We start from the raw sequence: 19,868 nt of genomic DNA on the forward strand, positions 1-19,868 counted from the left end.
CAATTGTTCGGCAATGGCGCAGATTTTCAAGCCACCAGCGTGGAAATGCTCGAGCGGAAGAAAAGTTCTGTGTTCGCCACTCTTCGTATTCGCGGTTAGCCAATACGCTTCAGCAGAGGTCCAGCCATAAAATGCCTGAAAACACATAAGCCGTGCTGAAGAGCGCAGCGCCCGCCGTGTAGCGCGCCACGGCGAGCATCGTTCCGCTCATGGACGAGGAGATTTTCTCAACACTCAGCGCAACGAAGACGGTCGTCGCTATGATGAGGGTCGTGGCAGCGAATAACAGAATGAGAAGCGCTCTCAGCGAAGAGATTGGGCCGATCGCCATGTCCTGCCATCCCAGCGAGCAGCCGGTGGCCTGAGCGCCATAAAGAAGGAGAAAGCCGAGGCTCCAGGCCGTGAAGGGCAGCAGAAGGGCGATGGCCAGCGCATATCGCATCAGCTTCCTCCACCCTGCAGAAGCGACAGAAGAGAGGGATAGACGGCCACGATCGCAGTCGTTGCGGCCACATATCTGTTCCAAAGTCCTGCGATCTGCAGATCGACTAGTCTGTTTTCGGTGACGTAGCCGGTTCGGATTCTCCAGGTGCAAAATACGGACAATAGCGCGCCGATGCCGATGTGAATAAGTCCGTAAATATTGACGGCGTAGATCACGGCATCCGATGCGTGAAACTCCGTTCCATACGTTCTGACGAGGTCCACCAAGAGCAATGCAATCGCGATGCCGTATAGCGCCATGCTTGCAAGGCGCAGGAACGGTGCGCGCAGCATAGCTTTCGCGGGCAGTGAGCCAAGCACAGAAGCTGCTATCGCGATAGCGCAGGCCAAGAGCGTCCAGAGGGATGAGACGGAAGAGGGGGCAAGGTTCTCCCAGCCTGGCGCCGACACCCAGAGGAACAGGCCCCCAAAGAGAAGCGAAGTGAAGAGTGTGGCGGTGACCAGCAATGTCAGTCGCATCGCCATGAGCGAGGGGGGATCTCCACTTTCAAAATGCGGTGGCAAGACGAGCCCCTTGCCCGCGTAAAGTTCACCGCCTGTGGTCTGCACGGCCTCATTTGGAGTCCATCTCAGGAAGAGACCGATCACCGCCAGAAGCGCCAAGGGCGCTATCACGTGGAGCTTTGCGAGCAAGGAGACGAAGAACAGCCCTGTCACCAGGGCCGTGATGAGCGGAAGATAGGTTTGGCGTGGCAGGATAATGATCTGGTTGGGCCTGGCCTGAACGGCGCTTACCCCCAGTGTTTCCATCCAGCCATTGCGGGTGAAGCCGAGATAGCCATCGCCTGCCGCAAGGTTTGAGCCAAGGCGGTTGATGTCGAGCCTGTCTGCCCGTGTGTCGACAGATGGCAGGGCGGCGAAGTTGTAGGATGGCGGCGGTGTCGGCATAGCCCATTCAAGTGTGCCGGCGTTCCAGGGATTGCGCCGGAACGGACGGCCAAAGAAAAACACCAGAAACAGATCGATTGCGGCCAGCACGAAGCCCATCGCCATGATGAAGCTGCCGATGGACGACATCAGGTTCAACCATTCCCACGGCGACTCCGCCGGGTAGGTATCGACCCTCCGCGGCATGCCAAGGAGACCTGTCAGGTGCATCATGAAGAAGGTCAGGTTGAAGCCGATAAAGATCATCCAGAAGGCTGCGTGCGACATATGCTGAATGGGCTGGCGACCGGAGATGTGAGGCACCCAGTAATAGGCGCCTGCCAGCATCGGGAACAGGAAGCCGCCGACAAGCACGTAGTGGAGGTGGGCGACGACGAAATGCGTGTCATGCGCCTGCTGATCGAAGGGTACCATCGCCAGCATCACGCCGGTCAAACCACCGATGACGAAGACGAAGAAGAACCCGAAAATGTGCAGCATCGGAATGGTGAAGGACGGCCGGCCCTGGCTCAGCGTCGCAATCCACGCAAAGATCTGGATTGCTGTCGGCACAGCAACGAGGGCACTTGCCGCGGAGAAGAACGACAGGGCCACATGCGGGATGCCGGTCGTGTACATGTGATGGACCCAAAGCCCAAAGGACAGGAAGGCCATCGACAGGATGCCGGCGATGATGATCTTGTATCCCGTAAGCGTCGTGCGGGCGAGCACGGGCAGGATCGTGGAGATGACGCCGGCTGCAGGCAGAAAGATGATATAGACTTCCGGGTGGCCGAACAGCCAGAACAGGTGCTGCCACAAGAGCGGATCACCCCCGCGGGTCGGGTCGAAGAAGGGCAGGCCGAAGGCGCGTTCCGTTTCCAGCAGGATTGAGCCCAGGATCAGCGGCGGAAAGCCGATCACCATCATGCCCGCCACCACCAGCATGTACCAGGCGAAGATCGGCATCCGGTCGAGCGACATGCCGGGCGCGCGCATCTTGAGGATCGTCACGACAATCTCGATCGCGGCCGTCATCGCCGAAATTTCGACGAAGGTGATGCCGAGCAACCAGACATCGGCGTTGATGCCGGGGCTGTAGGTGGAGGAACTGAGCGGCGTATACATGAACCAGCCGCCATTCGGCGCGACGCCGGCCAGAAGCGCGATGATCAGCATGCTGCCGCCAAAGAGGTAGCACCAGTATCCGTAAGCGGAGAGACGCGGAAAGGCGAGGTCGCGGGCGCCGAGCAGTTTGGGCAGCAGATAGATCGCCAATCCCTCGAAAAACGGGATGGCGAAGAGGAACATCATGATTGTCCCATGCATGGTGAAGACTTGCGCATACTCTGCCGCATCGAGAAAGCGGCTTTCGGATGTCGCAAGCTGTGTGCGGATCAGCATGCCGAGAAAGCCGCCGATCCCGAAGAAGACGAGGGCGGTCAGCATGAAACGTGCGCCGATAATGTTGTGATTGACGGCGGCAAGTCGGCGCCAGCCCTTGCCTGTGCCCCAGATGGCTTCCAGTTCCCGATGCAGGCGAATGGGTGAAATCTTTTGCGTCACGTCGATCCCTGTGCATCTGGAAGTGTCTCAATCACCTGCCGATAGTCGTCAGGCTCATGGGCGATCACGCTGAAAGTCATGGCGCTATGGCCGGTGCCGCAATATTCGGCGCAGATACCGCCAAACGTGCCGGCCTTGTCCGCCTTCAGCCGTATGCGCGTCTCATGGCCTGGAATGGCATCGATCTTGCCGGCAAGGCGCGGCACCCAGAAACTGTGGATCACGTCGGTGCTGGAAACGACGATCTCGACCGTCTGTCCAGCCGGGATGTGGAGGATATTGCGACTACCAGGACCGGCGTTCGCCGCACCATAGCGAACATCCCAGTTCCACATGCTGGCCTGGACACGAATGACGTCGGCAGGTGCATCTGCTCTCGCGCCGAACAGAGCTTCGCCCTGGAGGAAGGCTACACCCAGAAGTGCCGTCAAAACGGGGATGGGCATGACGATCCCGCCGCCGATAATCCAGCGCGAAGCAGGGACGTTTGACAGCTTTCGAGAAAAGGCGCTCAGGAAGAAAAGGCCGAGCACAAGAGCGAATAGGACGGCCGATCCTAAGAGCATGATCCACCACAGTTGCGCCACGGCGCTGGATGCAGGCCCTGCCGGATCGAGTGTGGAAAGATCGCCGGAACAGCCGGCCAGCATCAACGGCAGGGTGGTCGTCGTCGCGATTGCGCGGAACCTCTGCCCGGGCCCGCTGGTTGTCGGAGAAAGAGGAGACGTGTTTTGGATACACCGCCGAAGAAAAACCCGGTCATCTCCAAGCTCGAGGAAAAGGATGCGAGTTCGGCCGTTGCCGTTGCTGGCCATCCCCTTCATGCAATGACGGTGCATTTCCCGATTGCGCTTGTCTTCGGGACGCTCGGTGCGGACATCATGTACTGGTGGGGCGCCGATCCATTCTGGCTGCGTGTCGGGCTGTGGACGACGGGCATTGCATTCTTCAGCGCCATTGCGGCCGGTTTGATCGGCTCGGCCGAGCTCTTTCTCGTTCCAGGCATCCGCGCGCGTGTTGCAAGCTGGGCGCATGCAGTGGCTGGCATGTCGCTGATTGCGGTCTGCGGGGCCAATTGGGGCGGTCGCTATTTTTCCAGCATCGAGGTCCTGCCCCATGGCCTTGTCCTGTCGCTGATCGCGTCTGGTCTGACCGGACTGGCTGGCTGGCATGGCGGCAAGTTGATTTTCGATCATGGCGTCGGTCTCATGGTATCGCCCAAGGACTGATCGACCGCGCGATCTCTTTCAGCCCGCCAGCCTCGATCGGGACCATGTCGAGGCTCCACTCCGGTTTGGCGAGAACGACGAAAAAGATGCCGAGCACGGTCGCGGCGGTGAGCACGGTAGCGCCGATGAAGCGCCACACGGGATAAACCTCTCCCTCGTTGAAAAGACGAATAATGACGAGCCCTGTAACGATGTGCACTGTCACCATCACGCCGATAAGCCCAAGCTTGATGGTGAACCAGAGCGTGAAAGTGTGCTGAAAGAAAATCAGGGCCGTTCCGGTCAGGATCGAGACGAAGGCCGCTGGCGAGGCGACGACGACGTAGCAGAAGCGCACGAGGCGCTGGAGCGCGTAAAGAGCGGGTCGATTGCCGACATGGGCGCGCTGGACGTAAAGAGCAGGCAGACTGAGAAGTGTCGCGGCCCAGATGGAGATCGCTGCGATATGGATGAATTTCAGCAGCATCACCATTGCCAGCTGCCCTTGCCATCCCGGCTAGCGACACCGCGATAAAGGCGCATCAATGCCACGATGAGATAGGGTAGGAGGCCCACCGTCCACATGATGACTCCGGCAAGCTGCTGGTCCTGAAGCGGCTCGAGGCCGAAGGCTTGTGTCGTATCGAGATGTGCGGCGAAAAGTGGAGCGCGCGAGAGCGTCAGGATCGCCGCAAGCATGCCCATCTGCGCAACGGTCGCAAGAGCAAGAGTAACGGCAGTGAAGACACTGGTTCTCGGAGACAGCAGGATCGCCCATAGCCAGATGGCACTGGCAAGAAGGCCTGCCTGCATGATCCAATAGGGGATCATGCCATTAAGGGCGAAGGCATAGCCTGGCGGAATGTGCCAGAACCAGAAGATCAAAGTGTGAAAGATAAACGCCATCTCCGGTGGCAGGCGGCTGGAAACAGCGCTTCTCGTCCGGAAGGCCGTGGTGAGAAGGGGAGCAAGCACTGTCATCAAGATGAAGTGATGGGTCACCCGCACGGAAAACAGCGCGGTGGTCAGAGCGCAAAGCGGTGAAATCAAAAGAAGGGTGGATACGGCGAAAACAGCCGTCGCAATCCATATGCGGTGTCTATGAAGCGAAAGCGCCGACAGCATCGTCAGCGCGACGACGACCGCCAGAGCAAAGGGGTCGAAGTTCCAAGCACCCCAGACTTGCGATGGCAGCGGTGCAGGACCGCAATAAGGAACTGGTTGGTTCACCCCAAAAATCCGTCCGCCCTCCGTTGAAGCGATGCAGAGGCATCAGGGGTCGAACGCTGGAGGGCGGATGAGGTTCCGGCGTTGTATTTTAAGATGAGGGAATGCGTTCGCCTTCATCTTGGAGCGGAGGGTCAATCAGAGGCGCGATGCTTGATCTCGTCTTTGCACGGGGCTTTCCTGTCGCCGCGGGGCATGGTTGGGCTCGCTCTGATGCGTCCTTTGGTTCTTGAGTGAGCGCCGGCTCATCTCGTCCTTGAGCTTCTGCATTGCCAGGTGACGGCTTGGATAGACCTTAGTCAGCATGCCATTGTGCAGCACAGCCCAACCGTGCTCATGGGGCATCAATACCGTGTCATTGCTCATGATTTTTTCCTCCCGATAGGCTCACATTCTATTTTGTGATGTGCCCAAACCGTGTTTGCGCAGTTCGGTTCCTCAAGGGACGGGAAGACGGATGGACATGATGATCGTCTACGGGCCGGAAGGGCGAGTCGATTATCGGTGGATGCAAGGGACTGCTAAATGACCAAAACGAACGCGGAGCGGCGCTTGAGGACGAACGGACGTTTGACGATAGCCGTCTTCGGCAAAAGCGACACGCTCACGCCTGCAATCAAGTCTGCATGGTCCGAGGCATCGATGGTTTTGCAAGGTCCTTACGCCGTGACGTCGGTCAATGATCACGACTGGCATTTCAGCGGCGCAGTCATCGATGCGCGATACGGAGCCGAATTGATGCTGCCGTTGATGGCAGACTTGGACAGCAGAGCAATCCCCTACATCTTTTTCGTTCCCCCCAGCGCCCTCACTCACCACCATGGGCCGTTCGTGCTCTCGGACGCTAAAGCTGAAATCAGACACATCGTCTCCGCGCTCGCGGCCCAGAGCCGCGGCTCCACACATTGAGGCGCTATAGAGTGCCTAGATCCCTCAAGTCAGCGCTCTCCATGTGATCCGATAAGTGTCCGACACACCACGAGCCAAGCAGGAATAGAATAAATATTTCACTGAGGATTCTAATGGAATTTCCACTTGATTTCGCCTTGGCTTGAGCTAGGGTCTCATCGATCGTCATCGACAGAAGATCGGATGGTGACAGGGCGCGACCTGCTTCTTCGGAAGTGGCCGTCCCAAGGAGGAGTTTAGCGTGGAGCAAATGAAATGATCAGGTTCGGTGTGCTGGGTGCGGGCCGTATTGGCAAGGTCCATGCGGCAACGATTGCCGCCAATCCCAAGGCAAAGCTTGCCTATGTCGCGGATGCCTTTCCTGCGGCGGCGGAACAGCTGGCGCTACAAACGGGCGCGCGGGTCGCATCCGTTGAAGAGATTATCGCCGCATCGGATGTCGATGCCGTGCTGATCGCCACCCCGACGCCAAGCCATGCCGATCTGATCGAGGCGGCATCCAAGGCTGGCAAGCATATTCTTTGCGAAAAGCCGGTATCGCTTTCGGTTGATCGCATCAACCAGTGCCTGGATGTGGTCGAACAGAATAAATCCACTCTGATGATCGGCTTCAACCGCCGCTTTGATACCAACTTCTCGATGGTCGAGCAGCGGCTGCGCAATGGCGATGTCGGAGAGATCGAGATCGTCACCATCATCAGCCGCGATCCCAACCCGCCACCGGCAAGCTATGTGAAGTCCTCCGGCGGTCTCTTTCGTGACATGATGATCCACGACTTCGATATGGCCCGCTTCCTGATGGGTGAAGAGTTCGTGGTCGTCAACGCGCTCGGCTCTGCGCTGGTTGACAAGGCGATCGGTGAGGAAGGCGATGTGGATACCGCAGCCGTGCAGATGCAGACGGCATCGGGACGGATCGCAGTGATCACCAATTCCCGCCGTGCGACCTATGGATACGACCAGCGTATCGAAGTGCATGGCTCGACCGGCATGCTCTCGGCCCGCAACATCCAGAATTCGAGCGTCGAATTGTGGAACGCCAACGGCATTGCCGGCGATCCGGTGCAGAACTTCTTCATCGAGCGCTACGCCCAGGCCTATGCCAACGAGATCAACACCTTCATCGACGCGGTCGATGCCGGCAACACCTCGCCGCGTCCAAGCGGTTTCGACGGTCTCCAGGCGCAGAAACTGGCCGATGCCGCCACCGAAAGCTGGCAGACAGGCAAGCCTGTTCAAATCGTCTGATCGGATTTTTGGACCAACAAAAAACGCTCGCATCGTTGTTTCGGTGCGAGCGTTTTTTTTCAGGCAGAGATTGCGCGTTTATGGATTGTCGCGCTTGAAAATCCAGTCGTGATCCGGGTGGTTCTGGAAGCGCCATTTGCGCATCGGTCCGGCCATGACGTTGAGATAGTACATCTCATAGCCATAGGGAGAGCCACAGGGGTGATGCCCCTTCGGTACAAGCACCACATCGCCGCTTGAGACCGCCATGGTTTCGTCCAGCGAGCCGTCTTCGGTAAAGACGCGCTGGAAGCCGAAGCCCTGCTCCGGATTGAGGCGGTGGTAGTAGGTCTCTTCCAGATAGGTCATTTCCGGATAGTTGTCCTCGTCGTGCCGGTGCGGCGGGTAGGAGGACCAGTGACCGGATGGGGTGAAGACTTCCGTGACCAGCAGGCTGTCGGCCACGTCGCGATCTTCCATGGCGATCGGGAAGATGTAACGCGTGTTGCCGCCCTTGCCGCGCTCCGCCAGAGTAATTCCCGCTGGTCCAATGACTTGCGCTTCACGACCTGGCTTTGCCGGTGCGGTGCACACACCAAGCGTGCAGTCGGTAGTCGCAGTGACGGTCCAGGAAGAGCCTGCCGGGATGTAGACACAATGCGGCGGCTTGCGCTCGAAGACATTCATGCGGTCGCCAAGTTCGCCGAAATTCTTGTCTTCCGACGAGATTTCCGCCTTGCCCTCGACGAGAACGAGAATTACCTCTGTCTCGCCGGTTTGTTCGGTTGCGGTTTCGCCAGGCTTCAGGTTGTAGAGCCCGAAGCCCACATAGCCCCAATTGGCGCTTTCCGGCGTGATGTCGTGAACCTTGCCGGAGGTGCCGGTGGGTTTGCGCAGCAGATCTGCCATGTGTCGGACCTTTCCTTAGCCTTTGTCCAGGCCGGCTTCGCGGGCGAAGGCGCGCAGCGATTTCAGGCCGAGGCTCTGATACTCGAAAGGATTGCGGACATCCGGATCCTGCTCGGCCTCGATCACCAGCCAGCCGCTGTAGCCGTGCTCTGCGGCAATCTTGAGAACGGGAAGGAAGTCGACGCCGCCCTCGCTATCACCGGGAACGGTGAAGACGCCACGGCGCACGCCTTCGAGGAAGGAGAGGCTTTCGTCGCGAACCTGCTTGGCGATGACCGGACGCACGTTCTTGGCGTGGATATGGCCGACGCGACCCATGTGCTTCTTCGCCAGCCGCTCCGGGTTGCCGCCACCGAAAAGGCAATGGCCGGTATCGAGCAGCAGCTTGGCGTGCGGACCAGTGTTCTCCATCAGCCGGTCGATCTCGTCTTCGCTCTCGACGATCGTGCCCATGTGATGGTGATAGACGAGCGCGACACCCTGATCGGCAGCATGTTTCGCCAGCGCTTCGACGCCTTCGCCAAAGCGCTTCCATTCGCTGTGGGCGAGCTTCGGGCGGTCGTTGACCGGCTTTGCATCCTCGCCGTGGATGGCGTTGGAGGTTTCGCAGACGATGATGACCTTGGAGCCCATCGCCTTCAGAAGGTCGAGGGCAGGCTGCATGGCGGCCTTCTCGTCTTCGATGGAGTTGGTCAGAAGGTTGAGCGAATGCCAGCCGGAAACGTAGCGCAGCTTGCGGGGCTCCAGCACCGCCTTGAGGCCTTCCGGTTCCTGCGGGAACTTGTGGCCTTTCTCGATGCCGTCGAAGCCAATCTTGGAGGTTTCGTCCAGGCACTGCTCAAGGCTGATATGAGCGCCGAGCGTGCGGTCGTCGTCATTGCTCCAGGCGATGGGGTTTGTACCGTAAAGGATCATGATCAGCGTCTTTCTTTCAGTGCGGATTCATAGGCTGCACGAGCCTGTTTGACTTCATTGCGTTCGGAGACTTCCGGCACGGCGACATCCCACCAGTAGCCCCCGGCATCCGGTGTCGGATAGGGGTCGGTATCGATAACGATCACGGTCGGAACGTCTGCGTTGCGGGCTGCATCGAGTGCTGTTTCGAGTTCTGCGATTGTCGAGACCTTGTGCGCATCCGCGCCCATACTTGCTGCATGCGCGGTGAAATCGATGGCGATCGGGTTCTTCTGATTGGTGTGGGCGTAGAGATTGTTGAACTCTGCCCCGCCGGTGCCCATCTGCAGCCGGTTGATGCAGCCATAGCCGCGATTGTCGGTGATGACGACAGTGATCTTCACGCCCATGGCAACGGCAGTGGCAAGCTCCGAATTCATCATCATGTAGGAGCCATCGCCCACCATGACGATCACGTCGCGCTCGGGCTCTGCCATCTTGATGCCGAGGCCACCGGCAATCTCATAGCCCATGCAGGAGAAGCCATATTCCATGTGGTAGGAAAGCGGCAGCTTCGCCTTCCACAGCTGGTGCAGCTCTCCAGGCATGGTGCCTGCCGCACACATGACGACGGTATTGTCACGCGAGGCGCGCTGTACCGCGCCGATCACCTGCATATCCGTCGGCAGGCTGTTGGCCTCCTTCGGTGCCGCGGTCACGGCGTCGGCCTTGGCGAACCAGTCCTGCTTAAGGCTTGCATCGGGTGCGGAAAAGCGGTGGCTGCCCAAGGCTTCGGTCAGTTTTTCCAGGCCGACTTTTGCATCGGCCGTCAGGCTGATGGCATCGTGCTTGGCGCTGTCATAGGCTTGCACGTTAAGTGCAAGTAATTTGCGCGCCGGGTTCTTGAAGAGCGCCCAGGAGCCGGTGGTGAAATCCTGAAAACGGGTTCCGACACCGAAGACGAGATCGGCCTTTTCTGCAATCGCATTGGCGCTCGATGCGCCCGTCACACCGGCGGGACCGAAATTCATCTCGTGATCCCAGGCCAGCGCGGATTTGCCGGCCTGGGTTTCGATAACGGGTATGGAGTGGCGCTCGGCGAAGCTCTTCAGCGTCTCGGTCGCGCCGGAAAAATGCACGCCGCCGCCCGCGACGATGATCGGGTTCTTCGCCGCTTTGAGGGCGGCGATCGCTTCTTCGAGTTCGGCTCTGTCGGGCTCGGGGCGGCGCTGGCGCCAGACCTTATTGTCGAAGAAGCTCTCCGGATAATTATAGGCTTCCGCCTGCACATCCTGGCAGAAGGAGAGTGTCACAGGACCGCAATCGGCGGGGTCCGTCATGGTGCGGAAGGCGCGTGGCAATGCGGTCAGAAGCTGTTCGGGGCGCATGATCCGGTCGAAATAGCGGCTGACCGGCTTGAAGCAATCATTGGCCGAGACCGTACCGTCGTTGAAGTCTTCGATCTGCTGCAGCACCGGATCCGGCCCACGGTTGGCGAAGACATCGCCGGGGATCAGCAGGACGGGCAAACGGTTCACATGCGCAAGGGCGGCAGCCGTTACCATGTTCAACGCGCCGGGACCGATGGAAGAGGTAACCGCCATCGTCCGGCGGCGGCCAAGTTGCTTGGTGTAGGCAATCGCCGCATGCGCCATGGATTGCTCGTTCTGGCCGCGATAGGTCGGTAGTTCCTCGCGGATGCCATAAAGGGCCTCCCCCATGCCGGCTACGTTGCCGTGGCCGAAGATCGCCCAGACGCCGGCGATGTAAGGCTCGCCATCCTCATTCATCTGGGCTGCCAGGTAACGCACAAGCGCCTGTGCCGCCGTCAATCGTACCGTCTTCACGCTGCCTCTCCCTTTACATGCGCGGCGCGCGCCTTGTCCCAAATCCGGCAAAGCGCATCATAACGGGTTGCCATGTCGGCAACCGCCTCCTCGTCACTCACTCTGCCCGCAAGCCAGTTGCGCGCGGCCTCGGCAAAAATCGTGCGACCCACGGCAAATCCTTTTACCAGATCGAAGCCTGCCGCCAGCCTGAAACTCTCCTCCAGCTCGCTCTGCGGCGCCTCCAGGCCGAGAACCACGATACCACGAACGTAAGGATCATGACGTTTTACCGCATCGGTCGCCTGACGCCAGGCTTCCACGCTCTTCAGAGGCTCAAGCTTCCACCAGTCTGGATAGACGCCGATCTCGTAGAAGCGGTCTATGATGCGGGCAGTCGTTTCATCATCGATCGGTGCCACCTTGGAAGGGATGACTTCCAGCAGAAATTCCAGCCGGTTGCGGCGCGCGGCGGCGAAGAGACGCAAGACCGTCTCTTCCTGCTCGGCGCGCATCGCCTCGTCATCGTCCGGATGGTAGAAGCACAGCACCTTGACCACATGTTCGGCCGGCCATTCGTTCAGACCGCCGCAATCGGGTCCAAGATCCGGCTCCAGAGTCAGTGGGCGCGAGCCCGGCCATTCTGCGGGGCGGCCGATCCACAGGCCTGAGCCTGCCGCCTGATAGAGAGCATCGCGGCCAAGACGACCATCACAGAGAATGCCGTACCCGGCATCGCCACCGGCAACCTGATGGGCGGCTTTCAGGCAAAGCTCCTTGAAGGAGCCGATCTTCTTGTCGTCGACGCCGACATCCTTTGCGATGGCTTCCAGTTGCATACGGTGATCGAAGGCAAAGACGCGCATGGTGCTCCAGTCGCCTTTGCGATTGGTGGCCCAATGCACCTGTTCCAGCGCGTCGTCCTTGCGCAGCGCCTTGTTGCGAATGCCCGTGCGGAAGAAATATTGCAGTTCCTCCCAGCTTGGATATGCAGGCGTGCAGCCATGGCGCGACACGGCGAAAGCGCCGCAGGCATTGGCGTATTTCAATGTCGTCGGCCAGTCTTCACCGCGCAGCCATCCGCGGAAGAGGCCTGCCATGAAGCCATCACCGGCACCCAGCACGTTGAAGACTTCGATGGGGAAGCCTTCGCCGCTTTCGCCATCGTCGAGACTGTCTGGAATGGCGCCTGGAAAGACCACTGCGCCCATCGGCCCGCGCTTGCAGACGAGCGTGGCGTTGGAGACAGCGCGCACGGCACGCAGCGCTTCCAGAGTATCGGTGGAGCCACCGGCAATGTGGAACTCTTCCTCGGTGCCGACGATCAGGTCGAAGAGGTTGAGGGTGGATTGCAGCTTCTGCGTGACCTTCGCCGATTCCACGAAGCGGCTTTCGCCGTCACCATGGCCAGCCACACCCCAGAGGTTCGGGCGGTAGTCGATGTCGAGCGCAGTCTTCGCGCCGCTGTCGCGCGCCAGGCGCAGTGCCTTCAGAACCGCCGCTTCCGTACGGGGATGCGAAAGATGCGTGCCGGTGGCGCAGACGCAGTTCGCTTCGGCGATGAAAGCAGGGTCGATGTCGTCTTCGCTCAGCGCCATATCGGCGCAGTTCTCGCGATAGAAGATCAGTGGGAACTGCTGCTGGTCGCGAATGCCGAGAATGACGAGTGCGGTCAGGCGCTCCTTGTCGGTCTGCACGCCGCGAATATCGACGCCTTCGCGTACCAACTGTTCGCGGATGAAGCGACCCATGTGCTCGTCGCCGACGCGGGTAATGACGGCACTCTTCAGACCAAGGCGTGCAGCACCTGCTGCAATGTTGGTGGGAGAGCCACCGATGTACTTGTTGAAGGAGGACATGTCCTCCAGACGTCCGCCGATCTGCGCGCCGTAAAGATCGACCGACGAGCGGCCGATCGTGATGAGATCGAGTGTCTTCACGATCTGTCTCCTCCGCGCTGTCACGCGCTACAAAGGACGGAACTGAATATCCGTCACTTTTCTCCCTCATTTGTATTTGGACTATAAATTCTATTTTTTCTATTTTCAATACGAATATTCAGTTTTGTCGGTGCGTTCCTACACCGACTGCAAGCGCAATGGCAATGCAGAGGGTCGCCGACAGAGAACGGAATGCGCCGAAATCAACCTCTGACACGGTCAGCACTGTGGCATCGAATTGTCGTAGCGGATTGACCGCCGTATCGGTGATCGCCACGACCGGAATTTTTCGGGCACGGCTGGAGGAAACGATCTCCATCGTCTCAGCCGAATAGGGCGCAAAGGTGATGGCGAGAACCACATCGCCCTGGCGGATTGCATTGGCGCTTTGCAACTGGCCGACGGAGGCGTGCAGCATGGAGGGCACCTGCATCTTCTCGAAAGCGTAGGCGAGATAGCTTGCGACCGGGAAGGAGCGGCGCAAGCCGACGATGTGGATCATCTGCGCGTCGGCCAGCACCTGGATTGCGGCCTCGAAAGCAGATTGATCGACGGTTTTCAGCAGGTTTTCCAGCGAGGCACGCCCCGCTTCGACAAATTCAGCCAGAAGCCGTCCACCACTGTCTTCGCCCTTGTCGCGCAGGTTGGTGAGCCGGGTATCGTAATCCGGCCAACGGCCGGAATAGCTTTCCTTGAACAGTCGCTGCATTTCGGAGAAGCCGGAAAAGCCTAAGATCTGGCAGAAGCGCATGAAGGCGGAAGGCTGGACTCCAGCGGCTTCCGCCATCTCCGCGACAGTGGAAACGGCGATACGATCGGTATTGGCTGCCACATAATCCGCGCACTGCCGCAATCTCTTCGGCAGTTTCGGCGCAACCTCGACAAGTCTCTCCTCAAACTCCTTCACCGTTGCCGGTGCGGCAAGATCCTGCATCTCGTTTCACTCCCCCAAAAATGAAATCGTCTCTCCTGGATTGGAATATCTATTCCAGAAAAGGCAGGACAGGGAAGGGGAATCTTAGGTGGGCACCCTCGTCAATCGAATTGCAGGATCACCTCATCGACGGCAAGGCTGTCACCAGCCTTCACGCAAACCCTGGCAACGCGGCCCTTGCGCTCAGCGCGAAGAATGTTCTCCATCTTCATCGCCTCTACGGTTGCCAGCGCCTGTCCGGCCTCGACTTCATCCCCCTCCGCGACCGAGATCGAGGTAATGACGCCCGGCATGGGGCAGAGCAGCATCTTCGATGTATCCGGCGGCAGCTTTCCCGGCATGAGACGCGCAAGTTCGGCGACGCGAGGGCTGCGAACCTGGGCGACGATGTCCACACCATGCCAACGCAATCGGATGGCGGATGGCGACAGATCGATCTTTACCGCCAGAACCGCATCGCCCAGCCGGAACATGCCAAGGCTGCGGCCCGGTAGCCAGTCGGTTTCGACAGCCAGCCTCTCGCCGCCCTCGACTTGGGTCACGATATGATCGCCCTCGAGATCAACGAAAATCCGGTGCTGGGTTTTACCGAGTTGAACCACCCAGTCCTTGCCGACAATGCGGCGATGGTTGCCGATGGTGCCGGAGATCTGAGCTGCGCGGCTCTGCACCTGATGGTGAATGACCGCAGCAATCGCGGCCAGTCGTTCAGCGGCTTGCGTCTGCGGCTCCACTCCGGAAAAACCGTCTGGAAATTCCTCGGCGATAAAGCCGGTGGTCAGATTGCCGGAACGGAAACGAGGATGCTGCATGACCGCCGAAAGAAAGGGCAGGTTATGCCCGATGCCCTCGACCTCGAAGCGATCGAGCGCCTCGCCCATGGCATCGATAGCGGAGAGCCGTGTCCCGCCCCAACTGCAGAGCTTGGCGATCATCGGATCGTAATACATAGAGATTTCGCCGCCTTCGAAGACGCCGGTATCGTTGCGAAGGATCGTGCCATTCTCCTGGCGGCCTTCTTGCGGGGGACGGTAGCGGGTCAATCGACCGATGGAGGGAAGGAAGTTGCGATAAGGATCTTCCGCATATAGCCGGCTCTCGATCGCCCAGCCATTGAGCTTGATGTCCGTTTGGGAGAGAGCCAGTTTTTCGCCCGCTGCCACCCGGATCATCTGCTCCACGAGATCGATGCCGGTCACAAGTTCGGTGACGGGGTGCTCCACCTGAAGCCGGGTGTTCATTTCCAGGAAGTAGAAGTTGCGGTCGCCATCGACGATGAACTCCACCGTACCGGCGGAGAAGTAGCCGACCGCTTTGGCCAACGCCACGGCCTGTTCGCCCATCGCCTTGCGCGTTGCCTCATCGAGAAACGGAGATGGTGCTTCTTCGATCACCTTTTGATTTCGGCGTTGAATGGAGCATTCCCGCTCGCCCAGATAGAGCACCGTGCCGTGCTGGTCACCGAGAACCTGGATTTCGATGTGACGCGGCTGTGTGACGAATTTTTCGATGAAAATCCGATCGTCACCGAAAGATGCTTTTGCTTCATTGCGTGATGACTGGAAACCCTCGCGTGCCTCGCTATCGTTCCAGGCAATGCGCATGCCCTTGCCGCCGCCGCCGGCCGATGCCTTGATCATCACCGGGTAGCCGATCTCGGATGCGATGCTGACGGCCTCATCGGCAGTCTCGATCAAGCCCATATGGCCGGGAACGGTGGAGACGCCTGCCTCGGCTGCCAGCTTCTTGGAGGTGATCTTGTCGCCCATCGCTTCGATGGCTTTGACCGGCGGGCCGACGAAGGCAACACCTTCCTTTTCCAGAGCCGCCGCGAAAGCTGGATTCTCAGAGAGGAAGCCATAGCCCGGATGCACCGCATCAGCACCCGTTTTGCGAATGGCCTCGAGGATCTTGTCGATCACGATATAGGACTGGTTGGAGGGTGCCGGGCCGATATGCACCGCTTCGTCGGCCTCGCGCACATGCAGCGCATTGGCATCCGCATCGGAATAAACCGCGACCGTTGCGATGCCCATCTTCTTTGCGGTGCGAATGACGCGGCAGGCGATTTCGCCGCGATTGGCAACGAGGATTTTCTTGAACATAGGCTTCATCCTCACAACGGAATCGTATCGTGTTTCTTCCAATGCGTCGTCACCTGCTTGTTGCGCAGGGACGCAAAGGCGCGGGCAATCCGACGTCGCGAGGAATGCGGCATGATGACTTCATCGATGAAGCCGCGTTCGGCAGCGACGAAGGGATTGGCGAAACGCTCTTCATATTCGCGCGTCCGTTCCGCAATCTTGTCAGGGTTCGACAGTTCGGAGCGGTAAAGAATTTCAGTCGCACCCTTGGCGCCCATCACGGCAATCTCCGCCGTTGGCCAGGCATAGTTGATGTCGGCACCGATATGTTTCGACGCCATGACATCATAGGCACCGCCATAGGCCTTGCGGGTAATCAGCGTCACCATCGGTACCGTTGCTTCGGAATAAGCGAAGAGCAGCTTGGCGCCGTGCTTGATGACGCCGCCATATTCCTGCGCCACGCCAGGCAGGAAGCCCGGCACATCCACCAGGGTCAGGATCGGAATGTTGAAGGCGTCGCAGAAGCGGACGAACTTCGCCGCCTTGCGGGAGCTGTCGATATCCAGGCATCCGGCCAGCACCATGGGCTGGTTGGCGACGACGCCCACCGTTTCTCCCTCAAGGCGGATGAAGCCGGTGATGATGTTTCTGGCAAATGCCTCCTGCAACTCGAAGAAATCGCCTTCGTCGGCAATCGCGTGGATCAGCTCCTTCATGTCATAGGGCTTGTTGGAACTGTCCGGGATCAAGGTATCGAGCTTCGCCTCAAGGCGGGCCGGATCGTCATGGAACGGTCGCGTCGGCGGCTTCTCCCGGTTGTTGGTGGGGAGAAAATCGAACAGCGCGCGCACCGCTTCCAGCGCCTCGATGTCGTTCTCATAGGCGCCATCGGCAACGGAGGATTTCTTCGTGTGGGTGGTGGCGCCACCCAGCTCCTCGGCGGTGACGATCTCATTGGTGACGGTCTTCACAACGTCCGGACCGGTGACGAACATGTAAGAGGTATCGCGCACCATGAAGATGAAGTCGGTCATGGCGGGCGAATAGACCGCACCGCCCGCGCAAGGTCCCATGATGACGGAGATCTGCGGCACCACGCCGGACACTTCCGCGTTGCGACGGAAGACTTCCGCATAGCCCGCAAGCGACGAGACGCCTTCCTGGATGCGCGCACCGCCGGAATCGTTGAGGCCAATCACAGGCGCGCCGACGCGCACCGCCATATCCATGATCTTGCAGATTTTTTGGGCGTGGGTCTCGGACAAGGAGCCGCCAAGCACGGTGAAATCCTGGCTGAACACATAGACCTGCCGCCCGTTGATCGTGCCCCAGCCGGTCACGACGCCATCGCCGGCCACCTTCTGATCCGCCATGCCGAAATCCACCGCCCGGTGGGTCACATACATGTCGTATTCTTCGAAGGAGCCTTCATCCAGCAGCACGTCGAGGCGTTCGCGCGCCGTCAGCTTGCCTTTGGCGTGCTGCGTATCGATACGCTTCTGTCCGCCGCCCAGACGAGCCTCGGCGCGGCGGCTTTCCAGTTCTTGAAGGACTGAACGCATAAGACCTCCCTGTCGCATTCGCAGACAAGTCTTAAAGCCTTATTCGTAAAATGGAAATGTCCGCCTTCGTCGCAGACGGAACATACACCAGCTAGCTGCGATAGGCGACGAGAACCGCCCCGCAGGCAATCAGGACCACGCCGAGCCAGTTGGGAAGAGAGAGCCGTTCGCCCAGAAAGAGAACCGCAAAGACCGCGACGAAGACGACGCTGAGCTTGTCGATCGGCGCAACGCGCGCGGCATCGCCGATCTTCAGGGCACGGAAATAGCAGATCCAGGATGCACCGGTCGCAAGCCCGGAGAGGACGAGGAACAGCCAGGTGCGAGGCGTAATCGTCGCCGGGCTTTGCCAGTTCCCGGTAACATAGACCATCAAGCCTGCAGCCAGAAGAATGACGATGGTTCGGATGAAGGTGGCGAAATCGGAGTTGACGTTTTCGATGCCGATCTTGGCGAAGATGGCGGTCAGCGCGGCGAAAGCGGCCGAAAGAAGAGCCCAGACTTGCCATGAGAGAAACAGGTTTTTCATCATCAAGCACCGTTGAGGAGAGGAGTGGTATCCATCTTTACCAAGCCGGGGCCGGAAAAGAAGAGGCCCGCCTCGAATGATCGAAGCGGGCCTCTGTATGCATTGTTTTCAAGAGAGTGTCTTACTCTGCCGGAACCCCAAGTGCTGTTGGATCGTCGACGACTTTGGGCTCTTCGCCTCTTAGCACCGTTGCCAGCTGCTCCTGGTCGAGTTCGCCTTCCCAACGGGCAACGACAATCGTTGCGACCGCGTTGCCGACGAAGTTGGTCAGAGCGCGGCATTCCGACATGAAGCGGTCGATGCCGAGGATCAGCGCCATACCGGCAACCGGCACGGATGGTACGACCGAGAGTGTGGCCGCGAGCGTGATGAAGCCAGCACCGGTGATGCCTGCAGCACCCTTGGAGCTCAGCATGGCAACGAGCAGCAGGAGAACCTGTTCACCGAAGGACAGGTGGATACCCGTTGCCTGTGCGATGAAGAGGGCAGCGAGCGTCATGTAGATGTTCGTGCCATCGAGGTTGAAGGAGTAGCCGGTCGGAATGACGAGACCGACGACGGAGCGCTTGCAACCTGCCTTTTCCATCTTGCTCATCAGGCCCGGAAGGGCGGCTTCCGAAGAAGACGTGCCAAGAACGAGCAGCAGCTCTTCCTTGATGTAGCGGATCAGCGCCAGGATGGAGAAGCCGTTATAGCGGCAGACAGCACCCAGAATGACGAGCACGAAGATCAGCGACGTCAGGTAGAAGGTGCCGATCAGCATGGCGAGGTTGGTGACCGATGCAATGCCGTATTTGCCGATGGTGAAGGCCATGGCGCCAAACGCACCGATCGGAGCAGCCTTCATCAGGATCGCGACCAGCTTGAAGATCGGATACATCAGAGCATGCATGAAATCGACGACAGGCTTGCCACGCTCTCCGACGACGCCGAGCGAAATGCCGAACAGGACGGAGAAGAACAGAACCTGAAGAATATCGCCTTCTGCGAAAGCGCCGACGATCGTCGTCGGGATGATGTTCATCAGGAAGCCGGTGATGGACTGCTCATGCGCCTTGGCGGCGTAGGTGGCAACGGCCTTACCATCCAGCGTGGACGGATCGATGTTCATGCCGGCACCCGGCTGAACGACGTTGGCAACGATCATGCCGACGATGAGCGCCAGGGTGGAGAAGGTTATGAAGTAGATCATCGCCTTGCCGGCAACGCGGCCGACCTTCTTCATGTCGTTCATGCCGGCAATGCCGGTTGCGACTGTGAGGAAGATCACAGGTGCGATGATCATCTTGACCAGGCGGATGAAACCATCACCAAGCGGCTTCAGCTGTTCGCCAAGAGCGGGATAAAAGTGGCCGAGCGCAATACCTGCGGCGATAGCGACGATGACCTGGAAGTAGAGATGCCGGTAAAAAGGCAGTCTGGCGTGGCTTTCGGCCACGGCTGTGCTGTCAATCATTTTAGTTCCTCCTCGGCTTAACCCTGCCCTGACGGCCTCCCGGGTTTGCCTTTGCGTTTTGCCCGGCCCTCTGCCGTTCGGAAATACAAGAGCAAATAGCGTGCCAGTTCGATCTTTGAGGATTAAATGACTGAAAAGCATGGATTTTATTTTGAGCCGAATCAGGAACCGTTTTCACAAGTGTGTTTTCCCGCTCAACATCTCTTGTGTTTTGTGTGGATTC

The 19,868-nt window shown here is 59.2% G+C and carries 18 protein-coding genes; 3 read left to right on the forward strand and 15 right to left on the reverse strand.

The window, feature by feature from the left end:
* Nucleotides 1–109: 109 nt before the first annotated feature.
* The 3 genes from AC07U5_RS17795 to coxB are packed head-to-tail and all read right to left on the reverse strand — an operon-like array spanning nt 110 to nt 3,587.
* The gene (locus tag AC07U5_RS17795) at nt 110–442 is read right to left on the reverse strand and encodes a hypothetical protein (protein ID WP_494723805.1); all 333 of its coding nucleotides are present in this window, start codon (nt 440–442) and stop codon (nt 110–112) included.
* Nucleotides 442–2,937, reverse strand: coding sequence for a cytochrome c oxidase subunit I (gene ctaD, locus AC07U5_RS17800; protein ID WP_494723806.1), 2,496 nt, complete (start codon nt 2,935–2,937; stop codon nt 442–444). The genes AC07U5_RS17795 and ctaD overlap by 1 nt, the downstream gene beginning before the upstream one ends.
* Nucleotides 2,934–3,587 carry a cytochrome c oxidase subunit II gene (gene coxB / locus AC07U5_RS17805; RefSeq protein ID WP_494723807.1) on the reverse strand — a complete coding sequence of 218 codons (654 nt, stop codon included), beginning with the start codon at nt 3,585–3,587 and terminating at the stop codon, nt 2,934–2,936. The genes ctaD and coxB overlap by 4 nt, the downstream gene beginning before the upstream one ends.
* A gap of 81 nt (nt 3,588–3,668) precedes the next feature.
* On the opposite strand from coxB, the gene AC07U5_RS17810 reads away from it, so the two are divergent.
* Entirely contained in the window at nt 3,669–4,166 is a 498-nt protein-coding gene (locus AC07U5_RS17810) for a DUF2231 domain-containing protein (protein ID WP_062423707.1), read from the forward strand.
* On the opposite strand, the gene AC07U5_RS17815 is transcribed toward AC07U5_RS17810, so the two are convergent.
* The 3 genes from AC07U5_RS17815 to AC07U5_RS17825 all read right to left on the reverse strand — a co-directional run bounded on the left by AC07U5_RS17815 (nt 4,144) and on the right by AC07U5_RS17825 (nt 5,738).
* Complete coding sequence (locus AC07U5_RS17815) at nt 4,144–4,632, reverse strand: CopD family protein (RefSeq protein WP_494723808.1); 489 nt, start codon at nt 4,630–4,632, stop codon at nt 4,144–4,146. The two genes, AC07U5_RS17810 and AC07U5_RS17815, sit on opposite strands and share 23 nt — an antisense overlap.
* Nucleotides 4,632–5,375, reverse strand: a complete 744-nt coding sequence (locus AC07U5_RS17820; RefSeq protein WP_494723809.1) for a cytochrome c oxidase assembly protein — start codon at nt 5,373–5,375, stop codon at nt 4,632–4,634. Before AC07U5_RS17820 ends, AC07U5_RS17815 begins: the two co-directional genes overlap by 1 nt.
* A 135-nt stretch (nt 5,376–5,510) precedes the next feature.
* Nucleotides 5,511–5,738, reverse strand: coding sequence for a hypothetical protein (locus AC07U5_RS17825; protein WP_494723810.1), 228 nt, complete (start codon nt 5,736–5,738; stop codon nt 5,511–5,513).
* A gap of 159 nt (nt 5,739–5,897) precedes the next feature.
* Here AC07U5_RS17825 and AC07U5_RS17830 point away from each other — a divergent pair, with 159 nt between their 5' ends.
* Nucleotides 5,898–6,281: a hypothetical protein gene (locus AC07U5_RS17830; RefSeq protein ID WP_494723811.1), complete on the forward strand. Its 384-nt coding sequence runs from the start codon at nt 5,898–5,900 to the stop codon at nt 6,279–6,281.
* 255 nt (nt 6,282–6,536) lie between these two features.
* Nucleotides 6,537–7,529 carry an inositol 2-dehydrogenase gene (iolG, locus tag AC07U5_RS17835; RefSeq protein WP_112358962.1) on the forward strand — a complete coding sequence of 331 codons (993 nt, stop codon included), beginning with the start codon at nt 6,537–6,539 and terminating at the stop codon, nt 7,527–7,529.
* Nucleotides 7,530–7,607: 78 nt separating this feature from the next.
* Here iolG and iolB read toward each other — a convergent pair whose 3' ends face one another.
* The 9 genes from iolB to AC07U5_RS17880 all read right to left on the reverse strand — a co-directional run bounded on the left by iolB (nt 7,608) and on the right by AC07U5_RS17880 (nt 19,645).
* The gene (iolB, locus tag AC07U5_RS17840) at nt 7,608–8,417 is read right to left on the reverse strand and encodes a 5-deoxy-glucuronate isomerase (RefSeq protein ID WP_494723812.1); all 810 of its coding nucleotides are present in this window, start codon (nt 8,415–8,417) and stop codon (nt 7,608–7,610) included.
* A gap of 15 nt (nt 8,418–8,432) precedes the next feature.
* On the reverse strand, nt 8,433–9,332 hold the full coding sequence (iolE, locus tag AC07U5_RS17845) for a myo-inosose-2 dehydratase (RefSeq protein WP_494723813.1): 900 nt from the start codon (nt 9,330–9,332) through the stop codon (nt 8,433–8,435).
* 2 nt (nt 9,333–9,334) lie between these two features.
* Nucleotides 9,335–11,158, reverse strand: coding sequence for a 3D-(3,5/4)-trihydroxycyclohexane-1,2-dione acylhydrolase (decyclizing) (gene iolD, locus AC07U5_RS17850; protein ID WP_494723814.1), 1,824 nt, complete (start codon nt 11,156–11,158; stop codon nt 9,335–9,337).
* The gene (locus tag AC07U5_RS17855; RefSeq protein ID WP_494724271.1) at nt 11,155–13,080 is read right to left on the reverse strand and encodes a bifunctional 5-dehydro-2-deoxygluconokinase/5-dehydro-2-deoxyphosphogluconate aldolase; all 1,926 of its coding nucleotides are present in this window, start codon (nt 13,078–13,080) and stop codon (nt 11,155–11,157) included. The genes iolD and AC07U5_RS17855 overlap by 4 nt, the downstream gene beginning before the upstream one ends.
* A gap of 115 nt (nt 13,081–13,195) precedes the next feature.
* Nucleotides 13,196–14,011, reverse strand: coding sequence for a MurR/RpiR family transcriptional regulator (locus AC07U5_RS17860; RefSeq protein ID WP_062423722.1), 816 nt, complete (start codon nt 14,009–14,011; stop codon nt 13,196–13,198).
* A 101-nt stretch (nt 14,012–14,112) separates the two neighbouring features.
* On the reverse strand, nt 14,113–16,116 hold the full coding sequence (locus AC07U5_RS17865; RefSeq protein WP_494723815.1) for an acetyl-CoA carboxylase biotin carboxylase subunit: 2,004 nt from the start codon (nt 16,114–16,116) through the stop codon (nt 14,113–14,115).
* A gap of 11 nt (nt 16,117–16,127) precedes the next feature.
* Nucleotides 16,128–17,660, reverse strand: a complete 1,533-nt coding sequence (locus AC07U5_RS17870) for an acyl-CoA carboxylase subunit beta (protein ID WP_494723816.1) — start codon at nt 17,658–17,660, stop codon at nt 16,128–16,130.
* A 91-nt stretch (nt 17,661–17,751) separates the two neighbouring features.
* The gene (locus AC07U5_RS17875; RefSeq protein WP_062444220.1) at nt 17,752–18,189 is read right to left on the reverse strand and encodes an EamA family transporter; all 438 of its coding nucleotides are present in this window, start codon (nt 18,187–18,189) and stop codon (nt 17,752–17,754) included.
* 121 nt (nt 18,190–18,310) lie between these two features.
* Complete coding sequence (locus tag AC07U5_RS17880) at nt 18,311–19,645, reverse strand: dicarboxylate/amino acid:cation symporter (RefSeq protein ID WP_112358951.1); 1,335 nt, start codon at nt 19,643–19,645, stop codon at nt 18,311–18,313.
* Nucleotides 19,646–19,868 lie beyond the last annotated feature (223 nt).

This window comes from Agrobacterium sp. GW821-FHT02D03 (assembly GCF_059421725.1).

What these genes read in the sequence shown, in the direction of transcription:
- AC07U5_RS17830 (WP_494723811.1), top strand. Translation starts at nt 5,898, where the DNA reads ATGACCAAAACGAACGCGGAGCGGCGCTTGAGGACGAACGGACGTTTG.
- iolG (WP_112358962.1), top strand. Translation starts at nt 6,537, where the DNA reads ATGATCAGGTTCGGTGTGCTGGGTGCGGGCCGTATTGGCAAGGTCCAT.
- AC07U5_RS17825 (WP_494723810.1), bottom strand. Translation starts at nt 5,738, where the DNA reads ATGAGCAATGACACGGTATTGATGCCCCATGAGCACGGTTGGGCTGTG.
- iolB (WP_494723812.1), bottom strand. Translation starts at nt 8,417, where the DNA reads ATGGCAGATCTGCTGCGCAAACCCACCGGCACCTCCGGCAAGGTTCAC.
- iolE (WP_494723813.1), bottom strand. Translation starts at nt 9,332, where the DNA reads ATGATCCTTTACGGTACAAACCCCATCGCCTGGAGCAATGACGACGAC.
- AC07U5_RS17860 (WP_062423722.1), bottom strand. Translation starts at nt 14,011, where the DNA reads ATGCAGGATCTTGCCGCACCGGCAACGGTGAAGGAGTTTGAGGAGAGA.
- AC07U5_RS17875 (WP_062444220.1), bottom strand. Translation starts at nt 18,189, where the DNA reads ATGAAAAACCTGTTTCTCTCATGGCAAGTCTGGGCTCTTCTTTCGGCC.
- AC07U5_RS17880 (WP_112358951.1), bottom strand. Translation starts at nt 19,645, where the DNA reads ATGATTGACAGCACAGCCGTGGCCGAAAGCCACGCCAGACTGCCTTTT.
- coxB (WP_494723807.1), bottom strand. Translation starts at nt 3,587, where the DNA reads ATGCTGGCCGGCTGTTCCGGCGATCTTTCCACACTCGATCCGGCAGGG.
- AC07U5_RS17870 (WP_494723816.1), bottom strand. Translation starts at nt 17,660, where the DNA reads ATGCGTTCAGTCCTTCAAGAACTGGAAAGCCGCCGCGCCGAGGCTCGT.
- AC07U5_RS17865 (WP_494723815.1), bottom strand. Translation starts at nt 16,116, where the DNA reads ATGTTCAAGAAAATCCTCGTTGCCAATCGCGGCGAAATCGCCTGCCGC.
- AC07U5_RS17815 (WP_494723808.1), bottom strand. Translation starts at nt 4,632, where the DNA reads ATGCTGCTGAAATTCATCCATATCGCAGCGATCTCCATCTGGGCCGCG.
- AC07U5_RS17795 (WP_494723805.1), bottom strand. Translation starts at nt 442, where the DNA reads ATGCGATATGCGCTGGCCATCGCCCTTCTGCTGCCCTTCACGGCCTGG.